At 66.3% G+C, this 18,181-nt stretch carries 15 protein-coding genes; 6 read left to right on the top strand and 9 right to left on the bottom strand.

The genetic code is table 11. From position 1 onward, the window contains the following. Window positions 1–36 precede the first annotated feature (36 nt). The 3 genes from rocD to ACE3P2_RS03650 all read left to right on the top strand — a co-directional run bounded on the left by rocD (window position 37) and on the right by ACE3P2_RS03650 (window position 4,150). Window positions 37–2,247 (top strand): ornithine--oxo-acid transaminase, encoded by a 2,211-nt coding sequence (rocD, locus tag ACE3P2_RS03660; protein WP_374261155.1) that lies wholly within the window; start codon window positions 37–39, stop codon window positions 2,245–2,247. Then, complete coding sequence (locus tag ACE3P2_RS03655) at window positions 2,244–2,591, top strand: YajD family HNH nuclease (RefSeq protein WP_374261152.1); 348 nt, start codon at window positions 2,244–2,246, stop codon at window positions 2,589–2,591. Before rocD ends, ACE3P2_RS03655 begins: the two co-directional genes overlap by 4 nt. Before the next feature lie 293 nt (window positions 2,592–2,884). After that, the gene (locus ACE3P2_RS03650; RefSeq protein ID WP_374261150.1) at window positions 2,885–4,150 is read left to right on the top strand and encodes an Hsp70 family protein; all 1,266 of its coding nucleotides are present in this window, start codon (window positions 2,885–2,887) and stop codon (window positions 4,148–4,150) included. Here the strand turns inward: ACE3P2_RS03650 and ACE3P2_RS03645 are convergent. From ACE3P2_RS03645 to scpA, 5 genes are all read right to left on the bottom strand, one after another. After that, window positions 4,141–4,893 carry a glutamine amidotransferase gene (locus tag ACE3P2_RS03645; protein WP_374261147.1) on the bottom strand — a complete coding sequence of 251 codons (753 nt, stop codon included), beginning with the start codon at window positions 4,891–4,893 and terminating at the stop codon, window positions 4,141–4,143. The genes ACE3P2_RS03650 and ACE3P2_RS03645 overlap by 10 nt on opposite strands. Window positions 4,894–5,151: 258 nt before the next feature. Next, entirely contained in the window at window positions 5,152–7,164 is a 2,013-nt protein-coding gene (locus ACE3P2_RS03640; protein WP_374261144.1) for an acetyl-CoA carboxylase biotin carboxylase subunit, read from the bottom strand. Window positions 7,165–7,184: 20 nt separating this feature from the next. After that, window positions 7,185–8,720, bottom strand: coding sequence for an acyl-CoA carboxylase subunit beta (locus ACE3P2_RS03635; RefSeq protein WP_374261141.1), 1,536 nt, complete (start codon window positions 8,718–8,720; stop codon window positions 7,185–7,187). 35 nt (window positions 8,721–8,755) lie between these two features. Further along, window positions 8,756–9,748, bottom strand: a complete 993-nt coding sequence (meaB, locus tag ACE3P2_RS03630) for a methylmalonyl Co-A mutase-associated GTPase MeaB (RefSeq protein WP_374261181.1) — start codon at window positions 9,746–9,748, stop codon at window positions 8,756–8,758. A gap of 64 nt (window positions 9,749–9,812) precedes the next feature. Next, a complete protein-coding gene (gene scpA / locus ACE3P2_RS03625; protein ID WP_374261138.1) occupies window positions 9,813–11,978 on the bottom strand; it encodes a methylmalonyl-CoA mutase in 2,166 nt (721 codons plus the stop codon). Between the two features lie 283 nt (window positions 11,979–12,261). Between scpA and ACE3P2_RS03620 the strand changes: the two genes are divergently transcribed. After that, window positions 12,262–12,933, top strand: a complete 672-nt coding sequence (locus ACE3P2_RS03620; RefSeq protein ID WP_374261136.1) for a GntR family transcriptional regulator — start codon at window positions 12,262–12,264, stop codon at window positions 12,931–12,933. A gap of 116 nt (window positions 12,934–13,049) precedes the next feature. Here ACE3P2_RS03620 and ACE3P2_RS03615 read toward each other — a convergent pair whose 3' ends face one another. Beyond that, on the bottom strand, window positions 13,050–14,714 hold the full coding sequence (locus ACE3P2_RS03615; RefSeq protein WP_374261133.1) for a cation acetate symporter: 1,665 nt from the start codon (window positions 14,712–14,714) through the stop codon (window positions 13,050–13,052). Further along, window positions 14,715–15,050, bottom strand: coding sequence for a DUF485 domain-containing protein (locus tag ACE3P2_RS03610; RefSeq protein WP_374261131.1), 336 nt, complete (start codon window positions 15,048–15,050; stop codon window positions 14,715–14,717). Between the two features lie 232 nt (window positions 15,051–15,282). Here ACE3P2_RS03610 and ACE3P2_RS03605 point away from each other — a divergent pair, with 232 nt between their 5' ends. Together ACE3P2_RS03605 and ACE3P2_RS03600 are read left to right on the top strand one after the other, a co-directional pair. After that, window positions 15,283–16,065 carry an enoyl-CoA hydratase/isomerase family protein gene (locus ACE3P2_RS03605; RefSeq protein WP_374261128.1) on the top strand — a complete coding sequence of 261 codons (783 nt, stop codon included), beginning with the start codon at window positions 15,283–15,285 and terminating at the stop codon, window positions 16,063–16,065. Window positions 16,066–16,246: 181 nt separating this feature from the next. Continuing rightward, window positions 16,247–16,708, top strand: coding sequence for a bacteriohemerythrin (locus ACE3P2_RS03600; protein WP_374261126.1), 462 nt, complete (start codon window positions 16,247–16,249; stop codon window positions 16,706–16,708). 2 nt (window positions 16,709–16,710) lie between these two features. On the opposite strand, the gene ACE3P2_RS03595 is transcribed toward ACE3P2_RS03600, so the two are convergent. Together ACE3P2_RS03595 and ACE3P2_RS03590 are read right to left on the bottom strand one after the other, a co-directional pair. Next, window positions 16,711–17,523 (bottom strand): sulfite exporter TauE/SafE family protein, encoded by an 813-nt coding sequence (locus ACE3P2_RS03595; RefSeq protein ID WP_374261123.1) that lies wholly within the window; start codon window positions 17,521–17,523, stop codon window positions 16,711–16,713. Next, complete coding sequence (locus tag ACE3P2_RS03590; RefSeq protein WP_374261120.1) at window positions 17,520–18,005, bottom strand: EVE domain-containing protein; 486 nt, start codon at window positions 18,003–18,005, stop codon at window positions 17,520–17,522. Before ACE3P2_RS03590 ends, ACE3P2_RS03595 begins: the two co-directional genes overlap by 4 nt. Window positions 18,006–18,181 lie beyond the last annotated feature (176 nt).

Here is an 18,181-nt window from a genome sequence, read left to right as displayed (position 1 = left end):
TCCAACAGGCACGTCCGCCGTCATCGAAGGAACATCATGCCCGCCCCGTTCGTGCCCCCCCGCCCGGTCCGCATCGTCGGCGTCGGCTCCTGCCTCGGCGCGCCGATCTTCGGACCCGCCGCCGGCCCGCGCGCCCTGCGCGCGCTCGGTATCGACGCCGATCTGCGCCGCCGCGGCATCCGCGCCCACTGGCAGACGCTGTTCGAACCCTCGGCGCCCAAGCCGCCGCGCCCGCCGATGCACGAACGGCTCGCCACCGTCAGCCAGCTGCTCCACGACCTTGCCGACGAAGTCGCCGCGATCCGCGCCGACGACGCCCTGCCCCTCGTCCTCGGCGGCGACCACGTCATCGGCGCCGGCACCTGGCGCGGCGTCGCCCGTGCCCTCGCCCCGCGCGGCAAGCTCGGCCTGATCTGGGTGGACGCCCACCTGGACGCCCACACGCCGCAGACCACCCACAGCGGCAACATCCACGGCATGCCCCTGGCAGCGCTGCTCGGCGTCGGCGACGCGGCGCTCACGGGCCTCCCCGGCCCGCACCTCGACCCGGCCCACGTGGTGGTGGTCGGCGCGCGCTCGTGGGAGCCGGAGGAGCCGGTGCTGCTGGCCCGCCTCGGCGTCACCGTATTCACGATGGCCGAGGTGCGCGCCCGCGGCCTCGCCGCGGTGATGTGCGAAGCCATGGCCATCGCCCGCAACGGCACCGCCGGCTTCGGGGTGTCGGTCGACCTCGATTCGATGGACTGCGCCAAACTCCCCGCCACGACCTGCCTGGAACCCGACGGCCTCGACCCGCAGGAACTCGTCGACGTGCTCCACGGGCTGCGCAGCTGCGCCGACCTCGTCGGCCTCGAAATCGTCGAGTACGTGCCCGAACGCGACCCAGACGGCCGCGGCGCGCGCTGGGTCACGGACCTCGCCGCCGCCGCGCTCGGCCCCACCACGGCCGACCTGCGCCACCGCGAAGACACCTTCGGCGCCCACAACTACGCCCCGCTGCCGGTGGTCTTCACCCGCGGCGAAGGCGCCTGGCTGTGGGACGTCGAAGGCCGGCGCTACCTCGACATGATGAGCGCCTACTCGGCGGTGAGCTTCGGCCACAGCCACCCGCGGCTGGTGCGCGCGCTCACCGAACAGGCCGGGCGCCTCGCCCTCACCTCCCGCGCCTACTCCAACGACCGCCTGCCGCTGCTGCTCGAACGCCTGTCGGCGGTACTCGGCTACGACCACGCGCTGCCGGTGAACACCGGCGTCGAGGCCGTCGAGACCGCCATCAAGGCCGCCCGCAAATGGGCCCACAAGATCAAGGGCGTGCCCGAAGGCCAGGCCGAGATCATCGTCTGCGCGGGCAACTTCCACGGCCGCACCACCACCGTCGTCGGCTTCTCGTCCGAAGCCCAGTACCGCGACGGTTTCGGCCCCTTCGCGCCGGGTTTTCGCAGCATTCCGTTCGGCGACGCCGACGCGCTGGAAGCCGCCATCGGCCCGCACACCGCCGCCTTCCTGTTCGAACCGATCCAGGGCGAAGGCGGCATCAACATCCCGCCCGCCGGCTGGCTGGCCCGCTGCGCCGCGCTGTGCCGACGCCACGACGTGCTGCTCATCGCCGACGAGGTGCAGACCGGCCTCGGCCGCACCGGCAAGCGGCTGGCGGTCGAGCACGAAGGCGTGCGCCCCGACGGCGTGATCCTCGGCAAGGCCCTCGGCGGCGGCCTGCTGCCGGTATCGGCCTTCCTCGCCGACGAGCGGGTGATGCAGGTCTTCACCCCTGGCGACCACGGCTCCACCTTCGGCGGCAACCCGCTCGCCGCCGCCGTCGCCGCCGAAGCCCTGGCGGTGCTGGTGGACGAAGAGCTCGCCGAGCGCGCCGCGCGTCTGGGTGAACGCTTCCTGACCCGTCTCGCCGCGATCCGCAATCCGCTGATCCGCGACGTGCGCGGCCGTGGGCTGCTGATCGGGGTGGAGCTCGACACCACCCGCATCAACGCCCGCACCGCCGCCGAATGGCTGCTCGCCCGCGGCATCATGAGCAAGGACACCCACGACGCGGTGCTGCGCTTTGCCCCACCGCTGATCATCGACGAAGTCACCCTGATGCAGGCTGCAGACGTCATCGAAGCGGCCCTCGCCGACCTCGCCCGCCGCACCCTCGAGAGCCCCCCGGGCCGGGCTGCGCCCAGCCCGCCCCCCAAGGGGGGTCAAGGAAACTTGGGACGGCCCGGCGTTTCCTTGGGAACCCAGCCATGAGCGAAAAACTCGACCGCCTCGTCCTCGAAGCCCGCCGCGCCGCCGACAAGCGCGCCGAGGGCTACCGCGAGAAAGCCCTCAAGATCTACCCCTGGGTGTGCGGCCGCTGCGCCCGCAGCTTCACCCACACCAACCTGCGCGAACTCACCGTCCACCACCGCGACCACAACCACGACAACAACCCGCCCGACGGCAGCAACTGGGAGCTTTTGTGCGTGTATTGCCACGACAACGAACACCAGCGCCAGCTCGAAGCCACCCAGGGCAACGTGTCCGCCAAGCAACCTGGCAAAGCCGCCACCCATTCACCGTTCGCGGGGCTGGGCGGGCTGCTGAAGAAGTAGAAACGCCGGGCTCCGGGTCGGGAGATATCTGCTCCCCCGTGGGGTCCGTTTGCTCCCGCCAGGAACAGATTTGCGCTAAAGCGGGAGAAATTTGCGCCCGACCGGGAGCACACTTCTCCCGCTCGGGCGCGAAAGGCTCCGCCACGGGAGCGGATTCGTCCTGACCGGGAGCCCGGAGCGCCCAGGCGGCAGCGCAAAGCGCCCGACCCGGAGCCCGACGCTCCCCGCGCGGCCTCTTCCGCGCCACGCTCATGCGGCGTAACATCCGCCCCCCGGCAATCTCGGCGAAGCCCATGTCCTCCACCCCCGCCCGCGCCTGCGGCATCGACTTCGGCACCTCCAACTCGACTGTCGGCTGGCTGCGGCCCGGCGTCGCGAGCACCCTGCTCACCCTCGAGGATGGCAAACCCACGCTGCCGTCGGCGGTGTTCTTCAACGCCGACGAAGAATCCACCCACTTCGGGCGGAATGCGCTCGCCGAGTACCTGGAGGGCTACGAAGGCCGCCTGATGCGCGCCCTCAAGAGCCTGCTCGGCAGCAACCTGATGGACGGCAGCACCGAGGTCGCCGGCCGCGCACTCCCCTTCAAGGATCTGCTGGCCAGCTTCATCGGCGAGCTCAAGCACCGCGCCGAGGCCCAGGCGGGCCGCCCCTTCGACGCCGCGGTATTCGGCCGCCCGGTGCATTTCGTGGACGACAACCCGGCCGCCGATCAGCGCGCCCAGGACACCCTCGAGGCCATCGCCCGCCAGGTGGGTTTCAAGGCGGTGAGCTTCCAGTTCGAACCCATCGGCGCGGCCCTGCACTACGAGGCCGGGCTGACGCGCGAGGAGCTGGTGCTGATCGCCGACATCGGCGGCGGCACCGCCGACTTCTCGCTGGTGCGCCTGTCGCCCGAGCGCGCCCGCCACACCGAACGCCGCGACGACCTGCTCGGCAACGCCGGCCTGCACGTGGGCGGCACCGATTTCGACCGCGCCCTGTCCCTCGAATGCGTGATGCCGCTGCTGGGCTACAAAGGCTTGATGAAGAGCGGCGCCGAAGTACCTTCGGGGCTGTTCTTTCAGCTCGCCACCTGGCACACCATCAACTTCGCCTACACGCGGCAGGCCTTCGCCGATTTCCAGCAGATCTACCGGGACGCCGCGGCGCGCCGCGAACTGGATCGTCTGGCCCGCCTGATCGGCCAGCGGGAGGGCCACTGGCTGGCCCTGCAGGTCGAACAGGCGAAGATCGATCTCTCCACCCAGGCCAGCACGCGTCTGCACCTCGACCGGCTGGAGCAGGATCTGGCCCATGCGATCAGCGTCGAGGATTTCACCCTCGCCAGCCGCAACCTGGTGGAGCGGGTGGCCGCCACCGTGGCCGGGCTGCTCGATCAGGCCGGCGTGGCGCGGGAGCGCATCGACACCTTGTATTTCACCGGCGGCGCCAGCGGCGTGCCCCAGCTGCGGGCCCGCATCGCCGCCGAGCTGCCCAACGCACGCTGCGTCGAGGGCGATCTGTTCGGCAGCATCGGCGCCGGTCTGGCCGTCGAGGCGGCCCGCCGCTACGGCTGAGGCGCCGGCGCGGCGGCGTCCTGCCGCTGCGCCGCCCGCTCGGCGACGAAGCGCGCGAAGCGCCGCAGCACACTGGTCGCCGCATGGGTCTCGGTAACCGCGGCGGCCAGCTGGTCGGGATCGGCCCCGCCCTTGCGCAGCGCGCCGGACAACTGGGCGATGTAGCTCTTCATCGCCACGGCGTCGAACTCGGGATGGAACTGCACGCCCCACGCCGCCTCGCCGACCCGGAACGCGTGGTGGGGCTCGAAATCGCTCGACGCCAGGCATTCGGCGCCGGGCGGCAACCGGCGCGCCGTCTGGCTATGCACCACGTGGGCGGGGAACACCTCGGGCAAGTCGGCGAACAGCGGATCGTCCCAGGCGGCGGCCGACTTGCGTACGCTGACCGTGCCGATCTCCATGCCTTTCGGATGCCACGCCGCCTCGCCCCCCAGCGCATGGGCCAATAGCTGGTGGCCGTAGCAGATGCCCAGCACCGGCACCCCTTCGGCAACCCGGCGGGCCAGCCAGCGGGCGGTGGCCTCGCTCCACGCCTCGCGATCGGTGACCATCGACGGGGAACCGGTGACGACCACCGCGGCCACCTCGCAGGCTGCGGGCAGGGCTTCGCCGCAACGCGGGTCGACCACCCGCACCGGCACGTCGCCGAGGCCGGCCGAAATCCAGCTTTCGAAATCGCCCGGGCGGGCGGCAAGGACGGGGGTGTAATCGCCCAGTTTGACGATCAGCAGCGGTGGCACGGCAACGATCTCCGGATGTTCGCAAGGATTCTCGACGGTTCAACGCACGAGCGCCGTTAAGTGTTGAACGCCTGATGCTTAAAACGGCATCGCGCGCCGAAACAACAGCGGGACGACGGACGAAAAAAGGGGCCGTCCTAAGACGACCCCGATCCCTCGACAGGAACCCGCCCCGAAGGACGGATCTCCCTCCCCATCGAACGAAAGCTGCAACGGCGCGGCGGGCTGGAGAGCGCCTGCCGCGTCGCCGTGTGATGCTTATTCGAACTCGATGATCACCTGGTCCACCGACAGGCTTTCGCCGGCCGCGGCGGAGATCTTCTTGACCTTGCAGTCCTGGTCGGCCTTGAGGATGTTTTCCATCTTCATGGCTTCGATGACCGCCAGCTTCTCGCCGGCCTTCACTTCCTGACCAACCTGAACCGAAACTTCACGCAGCAGGCCGGGCATCGGCGAGAGCAGGAACTTGGACAGATCGGGCGGCAGCTTCTCGGGCATCAGCGCGAGCAGCTCGGCGGCACGGGCGCTCATGACCATGAAGTCGGCACGGGTGCCCCAGTGGAACAGGCTGTACTTGATCTTGTGACGCTCGACCTGCAGCGTGAAGGGTTCGCCGTTGCAGGTGCCGTTGAAGAGCGACTCACCGAGCTTCCAGCTGGAAAGAATCTCGTAGTTCTCGCCGTTGTACTCGACGTGGTAACCGCCGGCCACCGGACGTGCAACCACCGGGTGGTGCTCGTTGCCGTCCTTGCCCAGACGAATGACCATCCAGCTGTCGCCGACGAGACGCTCGTGGCCGTGGAGCTGGCCGGAGATCGACGCGGCGCGGTCGGTAAAGGCGCGGTAAACGTAGGCGGCCACCGAAACCAGCAAGGCCGGATCGTCGTGGGGCACCATCGAGGCATCGAAGCCGGTCGGGTAGTGCTTGGGAATGAAGCCGGTGTCGAAGATGCCCGAGTGGAAGACCGGGTGCTGCATCAGCGCGGCCTGGAACGGGATGTTCGACGAGATGCCGCGGATCACGAAGCCGTTGAGGGCGTCGCGCATGCGGTCGATGGCCTGGGCGCGGGTCGGGGCGTGAACGATCAGCTTGGCGATCATCGAGTCGTAGAACATCGAGATCTCGCCACCGTCGTACACGCCGGTGTCGACGCGGGTGGTGCCCTTGTCGTCGGTGACTTCCTTCGGCGGCAGGAACTTCACCAGACGGCCGGTGGAAGGCAGGAAGCCGCGGAACGGGTCTTCGGCGTTGATCCGGCATTCCATCGACCAGCCGTTGATCTTCACGTCGGCCTGGGTGAGGGGCAGCTTCTCGCCGTAGGCGACGCGGATCATCTGCTCGACGAGGTCGAGGCCGGTGATGAGTTCGGTGACCGGGTGTTCCACCTGGAGACGGGTGTTCATCTCGAGGAAGTAGAACTCCTTGGTGGCGCCGGAGACGACGAATTCGACGGTACCCGCAGATTCGTAGTTGACGGCACGGGCCAGGGCCACGGCCTGCTCGCCCATCGCCTTGCGCATCTCGGCGTCGACGAAGGGGGACGGCGCTTCTTCGATGACCTTCTGGTGACGGCGCTGGATGGAGCAGTCGCGCTCGTTGAGGTACACGTAGTTGCCGTGGGAGTCGCCCAGCACCTGGATTTCGATGTGGCGCGGCTCGAGCACGTACTTCTCGATGAAGACGCGGTCGTCGCCGAAGGAGTTGCGGGCTTCGTTGACGCAGGAGGAGAAGCCTTCGAAGGCTTCGGCGTCGTTGTAGGCCACGCGCAGACCCTTGCCGCCGCCGCCGGCGGAGGCCTTGATCATCACCGGATAGCCGATCTTCTTGGCGATCTCGACGGCCTCAGCCGGGCCGGCGATGGCGTCGTTGTAGCCCGGAATGGTGTTCACACCGGCTTCGATGGCGAGCTTCTTGGACTCGATCTTGTCGCCCATCTTGGCGATGGAGTAGTGCTTCGGGCCGATGAACTTGATGCCTTCTTCTTCAAGACGGCGGGAGAACTCGGCGTTCTCGGACAGGAAGCCGTAGCCGGGGTGAACGGCCTGGGCACCGGTCTGCTTGCACGCGGCGATGATCTTGTCGGCAACCAGGTAGGACTCTTTCGAGGCGGCCGGGCCGATGCAGACGGCCTCGTCGGCCATCTCCACGAACAGGGCGTCCTTGTCGGCCTCGGAATACACGGCGACCGTGGCGATGCCCATCTTGCGGGCAGTCTTGATGACGCGGCAGGCGATTTCGCCGCGGTTTGCAATCAGGATCTTGGTAAACATGTTCTTGGCGTCCTCGGCGATCACAGCGGAATGTTGCCGTGCTTGCGCCACGGGTTGTCGAGCTGCTTGTCCTTGAGCATGGCCAGCGAGCGGGCGATCCGCTTGCGGGTGGCGTGCGGCATGATCACGTCGTCGATGAAGCCACGGGCGCCGGCCACGAACGGATTGGCGAACTTTTCCTTGTACTCGGCTTCGCGCTGGGCGAGCTTGGCGGGATCGTTCTTCTCTTCGCGGAAGATGATCTCGACGGCACCCTTCGGGCCCATCACCGCGATTTCGGCGGACGGCCAGGCGAGGTTCACGTCGCCACGCAGGTGCTTCGAGGACATCACGTCATAAGCGCCGCCGTAGGCCTTGCGGGTGATGACGGTAACCTTCGGCACGGTGCACTCGGCGTACGCGTAGAGCAGCTTGGCGCCGTGCTTGATGATGCCGCCGTACTCCTGGGCGGTGCCGGGCATGAAGCCGGGGACATCGACGAAGGTGACGACCGGAATGTTGAAGGCGTCGCAGAAGCGCACGAAGCGGGCAGCCTTGATCGCGGACTTGATGTCGAGACAGCCCGCGAGGACCAGCGGCTGGTTGGCAACGATGCCGACCGGTGCGCCATCGATGCGACCAAAGCCGATGATGATGTTCTTGGCGTAGTCGGGCTGCAGCTCGAAGAAGTCGCTGTCGTCCACAACCTTGACGATCAGCTCCTTCATGTCGTAGGGCTTGTTGGCGTTGTCCGGCACCAGGGTGTCGAGGGAATAGTCGAAGCGGTCGGCCGGATCGTTGGTCGGCGTGACCGGCGGCATTTCCTTGTTGCTGGCCGGGATGAAGTTCATGAAACGACGCAGCATCGAGAGCGCTTCCACGTCGTTCTCGAAGGCCAGATCGGCCACACCGGACTTGGTGGTGTGGGTCACGGCGCCACCGAGTTCTTCGGCGGTCACGTCTTCGTGGGTCACGGTCTTCACGACTTCCGGACCAGTCACGAACATGTACGAGGAGTCCTTCACCATGAAGATGAAGTCGGTCATCGACGGAGAGTAGACCGCGCCACCGGCACAGGGGCCCATGATCATGGAGATCTGCGGCACGACACCGGAGGCCATCACGTTGCGCTGGAACACGTCGGCATAGCCGCCCAGGGACGCGACGCCTTCCTGGATGCGGGCACCGCCCGAGTCGTTGAGGCCGATCACCGGGGCGCCGACCTTCATCGCCTGGTCCATGACCTTGCAGATCTTCTCGGCGTGGGTCTCGGACAGGGAGCCGCCGAACACGGTGAAATCCTGGGAGAACACGAACACCAGGCGGCCGTTGATGGTGCCGTAACCGACGACGACACCGTCACCCGGGGTCTTTTCGGCCTGATCCATGCCGAAGTCGACGCACCGGTGCTCCTTGAACATGTCCCATTCCTCGAAGGAATCCGGGTCGAGCAGGAGCTCGATGCGTTCGCGGGCAGTCAGCTTGCCTTTCTTGTGCTGGCTGTCGATACGCTTTTGGCCGCCACCCAGGCGGGCCGCTTCGCGCTTCTTTTCCAGCTGGTGGATGATGTCGTGCATTTACAACCTCCAGTCAATGATTCGTATGTGTTCTTTCAACCCAGATGGCCGAGCAGCCGGGCCGCGGCTGCGGAAGGCGTCGTCTGGCCGGCCTCGACGGCCGCCTGCAAGCCGGGCAGGTCCTGTTGAACCGCAGCATGGCTTGCGAACCGGGCCCGCAGGCCCTGGTCGATGAGTTCCCACATCCACGCGCGCGCCTGTTGGCGCCGGCGCGCGTCGAACTCGCCGCTCCGATTCATGGCGGAGCGGTAATCGTCAATGGTATTCCAGAATTCGGCGATGCCCTGTTTTTGCAGTGCAGAAAGCATCAGCACCGGTGGCGTCCAGTTGGGCGAGGCGTGGCGCAGCATACCCAGCGCGCTCTTGATCTGGGCCCGCGCCACGTTGGCGGCCTGGGGATGGATGTCGGCCTTGTTGATGACGATCAGGTCGGCGATCTCCATGATGCCCTTCTTGATCGCTTGCAAGTCGTCGCCGGCATTGGGGAGCTGGAGCAGGCAGAAGATGTCGGTCATGCCCGCGACGGCGGTCTCGGACTGACCGACGCCGACGGTCTCGACGATGATGACATCGAACCCCGCAGCCTCGCAGACCAGCATCGCCTCGCGGGTTTTCTCGGCGACGCCGCCAAGACTACCGGCCGACGGGCTCGGGCGGATGTACGCCTCGGTACGCTGGGACAGCAACTCCATCCGGGTCTTGTCGCCGAGGATCGAACCGCCGGTGACGCTGGACGACGGATCGACCGCCAGCACCGCCACCTTGTGGCCTTTTTCGATGAGATAGAGCCCCAAAGCCTCGATGAAGGTGGACTTGCCGACGCCGGGCACCCCGGAGATGCCCACGCGCATCGACCTGCCGGTGTGGGGCAGCAGCCCTTCGAGGACGCTGCGGGCGCGCTGCTTGTGATCCGGGCGCTGGGATTCGATCAGGGTGATCGTCTTGGCGAGCGGACGCAACTGGTGCTTGAGCACCCCGTCGACGAGCGCCTGATCGGCGGCGTCGCGCTGCGGAATGTCGGCAGGCATGTTCATGGAGTCATCAATGGCGTGCGCCGGCATGGTGCCGGCGCACTGTCCGCAGAGTGTCGGCTTACGCGGCCTTGCGGGCGGCGCGGATCTGCTTCAGGACTTCCCGGGCGGCGGTCGGGATCGGGGTGCCCGGCCCGAAGATGCCGGCCGCACCGGCCTTGTAGAGCGCATCGTAATCCTGGGCCGGGATCACGCCACCGACGAAGGTGATGATGTCCTCGGCGCCCTGATCCTTGAGCGCCTTGATGACGGCAGGAACAAGGGTTTTGTGGCCGGCGGCGAGGCTGGAGCAGCCGACGGCATGCACATCGTTCTCGACGGCGTGGCGGGCGGCTTCTTCCGGGGTCTGGAAGAGCGGGCCGATGTCGATGTCGAAGCCCAGGTCGGCGAACGCCGAGGCCACCACCTTGGCGCCGCGGTCATGGCCGTCCTGGCCCAGCTTGGCGATCATGATGCGCGGACGGCGGCCTTCCTCGGCGACGAAGGCGTCGATGTCGGCCTTCAGGGCCTGCCAGTCTTCGTTACCTTCGACCACCGAGTTGTAGATGCCGGTGACGGCCTGCGGGTTGGCGCGGAAACGGCCGAACACGACTTCGAGCGCGTCGGAAATCTCGCCGACCGTGGCGCGCAGGCGCACGGCCTTGACGGTGAGGTCGAGCAGGTTGCCGTTGCCGCTCTTGGCGCACTCGGTGAGGGCGGCCAGCGCGGCATCGACGGCGGCCTGGTCGCGGGTGGCGCGGATGCGGGCCAGGCGCTCGATCTGGGCCTCGCGCACGACGTGGTTGTCGATGTCGAGGATGTCGATCGGGTCTTCCTTGGCAAGCTTGTATTTGTTCACGCCGACGATGACGTCCTTGCCGGAGTCGATGCGGGCCTGCTTCTCGGCGGCGCACTCCTCGACCTTCATCTTGGCCCAACCCGATTCGACGGCCTTGGTCATGCCGCCCATGGCCTCGATCTCCTCGATCAGGGCCCAGGCCTTGTCGGCCATGTCCTGGGTGAGCTTTTCCATCATGTAGGAGCCGGCCCACGGGTCGACCACGTTACAGATGTGGGTTTCTTCCTGGATGATGATCTGGGTGTTGCGGGCGATGCGGGCCGAGAACTCGGTCGGCAACGCGATGGCTTCGTCCAGTGCGTTGGTGTGCAGCGACTGGGTGCCGCCGAACACCGCCGCCATCGCCTCGATGGTGGTGCGCACGACGTTGTTGTACGGATCCTGCTCGGTGAGCGACCAGCCGGAGGTCTGGCTGTGGGTCCGCAGCATCATGGACTTCTGGCTCTTGGGATTGAACTGCTTCATGATCCGCCACCACAACATGCGCGCGGCGCGCATCTTGGCGATCTCGAGGTAGAAGTTCATGCCCACCGCCCAGAAGAACGACAGGCGGCCGGCAAAGGTATCCACGTCCATGCCCGACTTGATGCCGGTGCGCACGTACTCGAGGCCGTCGGCCAGCGTGAAGGCCAGCTCGATGGCCTGGTTCGCGCCCGCTTCCTGGATGTGGTAGCCCGAGATCGAGATGCTGTTGAACTTGGGCATGTTGGCCGACGTGTACTGGAAGATGTCGGCGATGATCTTCATCGACGGCGTCGGCGGGTAGATGTAGGTGTTGCGGACCATGAACTCCTTGAGGATGTCGTTCTGGATGGTCCCGGACAGCTTGTCCTGGCTGACGCCCTGCTCCTCGGCAGCCACGATGTAGCCGGCGAGAATCGGCAGCACGGCGCCGTTCATCGTCATGGAGACGGAAATCTTGTCGAGGGGGATGTCGTTGAAGAGAATCTTCATATCCTCGACGGAATCGATCGCCACGCCGGCCTTGCCAACGTCGCCGACCACGCGGGGATTGTCGGAGTCGTAGCCACGGTGGGTAGCGAGGTCGAAGGCGACGGAGACGCCCTGGCCGCCGGCGGCGAGCGCCTTGCGGTAGAACGCGTTGGATTCTTCGGCGGTGGAGAAACCGGCGTACTGGCGGATGGTCCAGGGGCGCGCGGCGTACATGGTGGCCTGCGGACCGCGCAGGAAGGGCTCGAAACCGGGCAGGGTGTTGGCGTACTTGAGGTCGGCGGTGTCGGCAGCCGTGTAAAGCGGCTTGACCGTGATGCCTTCCGGCGTCACCCAGTTCAACTTGGCGACATCGCCTTCGGGTGCCGACTTCGCGGCGGCCTTGTTCCAGGCGGCCAGATCGGGTTGGGGGAAGGTCGGTTCGTTGCTGTTCGCCATGTTTCTACCCTCTCGCGTAGCGGAGCCGCCGGACGGCTCCCGATTTGTTTTGATGACGACAGGACCGGCCGTGACCCCTGGTCACGGCCGGTTGCCGTGCCCTGCGCGGGCAATTTTCTCCCTCCCTCTGTTTTTTTCAAACCCGGACGGCCGAAACCCCGGGCTTCAACAAGGTTGATGCCTGCGCAGGAACTTGACTTGCTATCCACGTGATAATACTTTATCCATAATTATGGATGCAATACCCGAAGCCAACCCGATCACCAATCCGTCACCCTCGCCCATGAACGCAGGCCGCATCGCCCCCCTCGCCCTTTACCAGGAAGTCGCCGAACGCCTGCGTCAACGCATCTTTGCCCACGAACTGCCGCCCGGCACCTGGGTGGACGAGCAGGCCCTGGCCGCCGCCTACGGCATCTCCCGCACCCCGCTGCGGGAAGCGCTGAAGGTTCTCGCCGCCGAGGGGCTGGTGACGCTCAAGCCGCGCCGCGGCTGCTACGTGACGGAAATTTCGGAACGCGATCTGGACGAGATCTTCACCGTGCTCGCGCTGCTCGAAGGCCAGTGCGCCGTCGATACCGCGCGCAAGGCAACTAACGAGGATCTGGCGCGCCTCAAGGGCATCCACGACGAGCTCGAACGGGCCGCCGCCGCCAAGGACATCGACGGCTTCTTCGACGCCAACCAGACCTTCCACCAGGAAGTGCAGCTCATCGCCGACAACCGCTGGCTCACCCAGACCATCACCGACCTGCGCAAGGTCATCAAGCTGTCGCGCCACCACTCGCTGTTCAGCGAAGGGCGGCTGGAGCAATCCCTGGCAGAGCACCGCCTGATCCTCGACGCGCTTGCACGCCGGGACGGCGACAGCATCGAAAAGGCCATGCGCGAACACATTTCCAGCGGCCGTCGCGCGCTTGCCAAGATCGCCGTCCGCAAGGAAAGCACCGCCTGACACGGCAACCGCCACGCCGTCTGCAGGCCATAAAAAAAACCCGCCAGGTCGCCCCGGCGGGTTTTTTTTATTGGGCGGCACCCCGCAGGGCACCGCCGCACAGGGTGACATGGCACTCAGTGGCTGGACGCCTCTGCAGCGCCAAAACCGGTCTGCGCACGCACGTACTGGTCTTCGAACGCGGCGCGTTCGGCCTTGGCTTCATCGCTGTTGTCGAGCAGGGACACGACGATGGTCACCAGGAAAGCCAGCGGCATGGAGAACAGGGCCGGCTGGTCGTAGGGGAACAGCGCCTGGGCATTACCCAGCACGGTGACCCACACCGACTTGGAGAACAGCACGAACAGCACCGCAGCGACCAGGCCGACGTAGCCGCCGAGCACGGCGCCACGGGTGGTCAGCCCCCTCCAGTACATCGACAGGATCAGCACCGGGAAGTTGGCGGACGCGGCGATGCCGAAGGCCAGCGCCACCATGAACGCCACGTTCATCTTCTCGAAGGCGATGCCGAGCACGATCGCGACGATGCCGAGCGCCACCGACGAGAGCTTGGAGACACGCAGCTCTTCGGTCTCGGTGGCCTTGCCCTTGCGGATCACGCGGGCGTAGATGTCGTGGGAGATCGACGCGGCACCGGCCAGCGCCAGGCCGGACACCACCGCCAGGATGGTGGCGAAGGCCACGGCAGACAGGAAGCCCAGCAACAGGTTGCCGCCCACGGCCTTGGCCAGGTGCATCGCAACCATGTTGCCGCCGCCGATGATCTTGCCGCCGATCTTGCCGCCTTCGAAGAACTCGGGGTTCTGGCCGACGATGATGATGGCAGCCAGGCCCATCAGCAGGATGACGTTGAAGAAGTAGGCGACGAAGCCGGACGCGTAGAGCACCGACTTGCGGGCTTCCTTGGCGTTGGTCACGGTGAAGAAGCGCATCAGGATGTGCGGCAGACCCGCGGTGCCGAACATCAGGCCGAGGCCCAGCGACAGCGCGGTGACCGGATCCGGCAGCAGCGAACCCGGGAACAGGATCTTCTCGCCGAGGCTATGCACCGAGATGGCCTGGGTCATCAGATTCTCGAAGCTGAAGCCGAATTGGGACATCGCCAGGATCATCACCAGCGTGCCGCCGGCAAGCAGCATGCAGGCCTTGATGATCTGCACCCAGGTGGTGGCGACCATGCCGCCGAAGGTCACGTACACCATCATCAGCGCGCCGACCACGAACAGCGCGATGGTGTAATCGAGGCCGAACAGCAGCTTGATGAGCTGACCGGCACCGACCATCTGCGCCACCAGGTAGAAGCACACCACGGTCAGCGACGAAACCGCCGCCATCGTGCGCACCTTGCCCTGGTTGAGGCGGTAGGAAGTGATGTCGGCAAAGGTGAACTTGCCGAGGTTGCGCAGGCGCTCGGCCATCAGGAACAGGATGATGGGCCAGCCGGCGAAGAAGGCGATCATGTAGATGTAGCCATCGACGCCCTTGGTGTAGACCAGCGCGGTGAGACCCAGCAGCGTGGCGGCCGACATGTAGTCGCCGGCGATCGCGAGGCCGTTCTGGAAGCCGGTGATGCCACCGCCGGCGGTGTAGAAGTCCGCCGCCGACTTGGTGCGGCCGGCCGCCCACTTGGTGATGAACAGGGTCATGCCGACGAACAGGACGAACATCCCGATCGCGTGCAGGTTGAGGGGCTGCTTCTCGGTGGCGGAAATCGCATCACCGGCGAAGGACAGCGCCGGCGCGAGCAGCGCCAGCAGTGCAAGGTTCAGACGGGACAGCATTTATTTCACCTCCTTGGATGCATCACGGACGATCTCGGCGGTGATCGCGTCGAACTCGCCGTTGGCGCGCTTCACGTAAACCGCGGTGAGCACCCAGAAGAAGATGAACATGAACAGTTCGAAAGCGATGCCCACGGTGAGGTAGGAGCCTTCGGAGAGACGCTGGCCGATGAGTTGCGGCTTGAAGGCCACGACCATGAAGAATCCGTAGAAGATCGTCAGGACGATCACCGACAGGACGGTCGCGAAGCTGGTGCGCTTGGCGACCAGCTCGGCAAAACGCGGGTTGCGTCGAATGCGGGCATAAACCGCACTCTGGGACGAGTTGCTAGACATGATTTCCCTCCCTGGAAAGTCATAGAGGTTCCGGCGCGAACTGCCTGTTGGAACCGTGCGCGACAAGACGGCTTATTGTTTTGACTGCTTTTTGCAGGGCGAAGCCGCGCCAATACAACGCCCAACCGCATGATATAACATATAAAAGACCCCATACCGTCCAGTATGGAAATTTTTTTGACCATCCATCAGAAAATTTTATCCACTTTCCCCACCACGGAACTTCCCTGCCATGCCCGGTGAAATCCTCTTTAGCCAGCACGCTGGCGTCGCCACCCTGAGCCTCTCGAATCCCGACAAACTCAACGCTGTCGATGCCGGCATGTGGCGCGCCCTCGAAAGCCGGATGCGCCAGCTCAACGCCGATCCCGACCTGCGCTGCGTGATCCTGCGCGGCGCTGGCGACAAGGCGTTCGCGGCGGGCGGCGACATCGAGGAATTCCTCACCGTGCGCGCCACCGTCGATGACGCACTGCATTACCACGAGGCGCTCGTCGCCGCCGCCCTCGACGCGATCCGGGCCTGCCCGGTGCCCACCGTGGCGATGATCCGGGGCGCCTGTGTCGGCGGCGGGCTGGAGATCGCCGGCTGCTGCGACATCCGCATCGCCGGCGAGACGAGCCGCTTCGGTGCGCCGATCAACAAGCTGGGCTTTTCGATGTACCCGGGCGAAATGGCCGGTCTGCTGGCGCTGGTCGGCCCGGCGGTCCTGCTGGAGATCCTGCTCGAAGGGCGCATCCTGGGCGCCCGCGAAGCGATGGCGAAAGGGCTGCTGACCCGCGTCGTGGACGACGAGGAGGTAGAAAAGGAAGCCCTGGCCACGGTGGCCCGCATCGTCAAGGGCGCGCCGCTGGTGGCGCGCTGGCACAAGCAGTGGGTACATCGTCTGATGACCGGCACGCCGCTCACCGCCGAGGAAAAGCGCGCCGCGTTCGATTTCCTCGCCACCGACGACTACAAGGAAGGGCTGGATGCCTTCCTGAACAAGCGCGCGCCGGTCTTCGCGGGGCGCTGACACCCCGTTTCGGGGCAGGCACAGACAAACCGGTCACAATCTTTTACCATATGCCATCAGCACCCTGAGAGGTGTCGTTCGCACCTTCCCCCACGCGACCTGTCCCAGGCCGCCGCACCCCACACCCGGGGCTGCAGGCGGCCTTTGTACTTTACGGGTGGCATCAAGACATGAGGCTCCAATGGCATACCTGACCTGGTCCCGGGATCTGGATACCGGCATCAACGAAATTGACAATCAGCACAAGCAGATCATGGATTTCATCAACCGCCTGCACGACGCCCGGCAGCACGCCGACCGCGCGGCCACCATCGGCGTCGTGGACGATCTCGTCGAATACACGCTTTCCCACTTCGCGTTCGAGGAATGCCTGATGGAGGACGCGGGCTACGAATTCGTGCGCGGACACAAGAAGGTGCACGAACTCTTCGTGCGCCGGGTGGCGGGTTTCCAGGAACGCCTCAAGCGCGGGGACGACATCGCCCACGAGCTCCACGCGCTGCTCCACCGCTGGCTGTTCAGCCATATCCGGCACGACGATCACGCCTACGTGGGCGCCGTCCGGCCCAAGATGAAGGCCCTGGCCGAAGAAAAGCACGAGGGCGGCTGGCTCTCCCGCAGCCTGCGCCGCTTCTTCGGCTGAACTCAGCCCGCCAGCACGGTGTGCAGCATCTTCGCCGACAACAGCACCAGCACACCGGCGAAGATCTTCTTGAGAGTGGCCACCGGCAAGGTGTGCGCCAGGCGGGCGCCGATCGGCGCGGTGACGCTGGAGAGCAGGCTCAGCAGCACCAGGGCCGGCAGATAGACGTAGCCCACGCTCCATTCGGGCAGCCCGCCCACGTGCCAGCCATTGATCAGGTAGCCCAACGCGCCGGCCACGGCGATGGGCAGACCGATGGCGGCCGAAGTGCCGATGGCGTTATGCACCTTGACGTTGCACCAGGTCATGAAGGGCACCGACAGCGAGCCGCCGCCGATCGCCACCAGCGACGAGATCGCGCCGATCACCCCGCCCACGCCGATCAACCCGGCGGTTCCAGGCAGCTCGCGGGTGGGCTTGGGCTTCTTGTTCAGGATCATCTGCACCGCCACGTAGGCGGTAAAACAGGCGAAGAAGATCGCCAGCGGCTGGGTGGGCGCGCGCGACGCGACAAAGGTGCCAGCAAAAGTGCCCGCCAGCACGCCGGGGGCGATGCCGCGCACGATGTCCCAGCGCACCGCGCCGTGGGCGTGGTGGGCGCGCAGGCTGGAGATCGAGGTGATCACGATGCCGGCCATCGAGGTGCCCAGCGCCAGATGCACCATGTGCGCCTTCGGAAACCCCTGGGCGGCGAACAGCGTGGTGAGCATCGGCACCATGATCGCGCCGCCGCCGACGCCGAGCAGCCCGGCGAAGAATCCGACAAAGGCGCCCAGCGCGAGATAGGCGACCAGCCATTCGGTTCCGATGTTCATTTCCAGTCCTGAAGATCCGTTGCGCCGAGCAGCTGCCCGACGATGAAGCGCCATTCCGCCGGCTCGACCGGCGTGATCGACAGCCGGTTGCCGCGGGCGAGGACGCGCATGGTGGCGAGTTCCGGGTGGCGGCGCAATTCGGGCAAACCCACGAGCCGCGTCTTGCGCACGAAAGCCACGTCCACATGCACCCAGCGCGGGGCGTCGGGTGAGGACTTGGGATCGAAGTACGGGCTCGCCGGGTCGAACTGGGTGGCATCCGGGTAGGCCAGGCTCGCCACGCGGGCGATCCCGGCAACGCCCGGCTCGGCGCAGCCGGAGTGGTAGAACAGCACCCCGTCGCCGATCTGCATCGCGTCGCGCATGAAGTTGCGCGCCTGGTAGTTGCGCACGCCGTACCACGGCACGCACTGCGCGGGGCGGCGTTCAAGATCGTCGATGGAGACGTCGTCGGGTTCGGATTTCATCAGCCACAGGGCCATCGGTTGCAGCTCCTCGTCGGGGTGGGCGGGCCAGGCCGCTGTTTTCGCCGATCTGACGCCAAAGCACAAGCGGACGCGGCCGCCCCCACCCCATGCGGCGCTCACGATATCGGCCTGCCCCGTCTGGGCGACCGCCATGCCCGTCGCCCGCTTCGCACTGCGTCGCTGCGCCCTCT

The sequence above is a fragment of the Zoogloea sp. genome, assembly GCF_041911615.1.
Taxonomy (GTDB): Bacteria; Pseudomonadota; Gammaproteobacteria; order Burkholderiales; family Rhodocyclaceae; genus Zoogloea.
The sequence above is the reverse complement of the archived record's forward strand: the minus strand, read 5'-3'. Positions and strand labels throughout refer to the sequence as shown.

Bases quoted from the DNA above. Each gene is read 5' to 3' on its own strand.
- rocD (WP_374261155.1), top strand. From the start codon at position 37: ATGCCCGCCCCGTTCGTGCCCCCCCGCCCGGTCCGCATCGTCGGCGTC.
- ACE3P2_RS03655 (WP_374261152.1), top strand. From the start codon at position 2,244: ATGAGCGAAAAACTCGACCGCCTCGTCCTCGAAGCCCGCCGCGCCGCC.
- ACE3P2_RS03650 (WP_374261150.1), top strand. From the start codon at position 2,885: ATGTCCTCCACCCCCGCCCGCGCCTGCGGCATCGACTTCGGCACCTCC.
- ACE3P2_RS03640 (WP_374261144.1), bottom strand. From the start codon at position 7,164: ATGTTTACCAAGATCCTGATTGCAAACCGCGGCGAAATCGCCTGCCGC.
- ACE3P2_RS03635 (WP_374261141.1), bottom strand. From the start codon at position 8,720: ATGCACGACATCATCCACCAGCTGGAAAAGAAGCGCGAAGCGGCCCGC.
- meaB (WP_374261181.1), bottom strand. From the start codon at position 9,748: ATGCCTGCCGACATTCCGCAGCGCGACGCCGCCGATCAGGCGCTCGTC.
- scpA (WP_374261138.1), bottom strand. From the start codon at position 11,978: ATGGCGAACAGCAACGAACCGACCTTCCCCCAACCCGATCTGGCCGCC.
- ACE3P2_RS03620 (WP_374261136.1), top strand. From the start codon at position 12,262: ATGAACGCAGGCCGCATCGCCCCCCTCGCCCTTTACCAGGAAGTCGCC.
- ACE3P2_RS03615 (WP_374261133.1), bottom strand. From the start codon at position 14,714: ATGCTGTCCCGTCTGAACCTTGCACTGCTGGCGCTGCTCGCGCCGGCG.
- ACE3P2_RS03610 (WP_374261131.1), bottom strand. From the start codon at position 15,050: ATGTCTAGCAACTCGTCCCAGAGTGCGGTTTATGCCCGCATTCGACGC.
- ACE3P2_RS03605 (WP_374261128.1), top strand. From the start codon at position 15,283: ATGCCCGGTGAAATCCTCTTTAGCCAGCACGCTGGCGTCGCCACCCTG.
- ACE3P2_RS03600 (WP_374261126.1), top strand. From the start codon at position 16,247: ATGGCATACCTGACCTGGTCCCGGGATCTGGATACCGGCATCAACGAA.
- ACE3P2_RS03595 (WP_374261123.1), bottom strand. From the start codon at position 17,523: ATGAACATCGGAACCGAATGGCTGGTCGCCTATCTCGCGCTGGGCGCC.
- ACE3P2_RS03590 (WP_374261120.1), bottom strand. From the start codon at position 18,005: ATGGCCCTGTGGCTGATGAAATCCGAACCCGACGACGTCTCCATCGAC.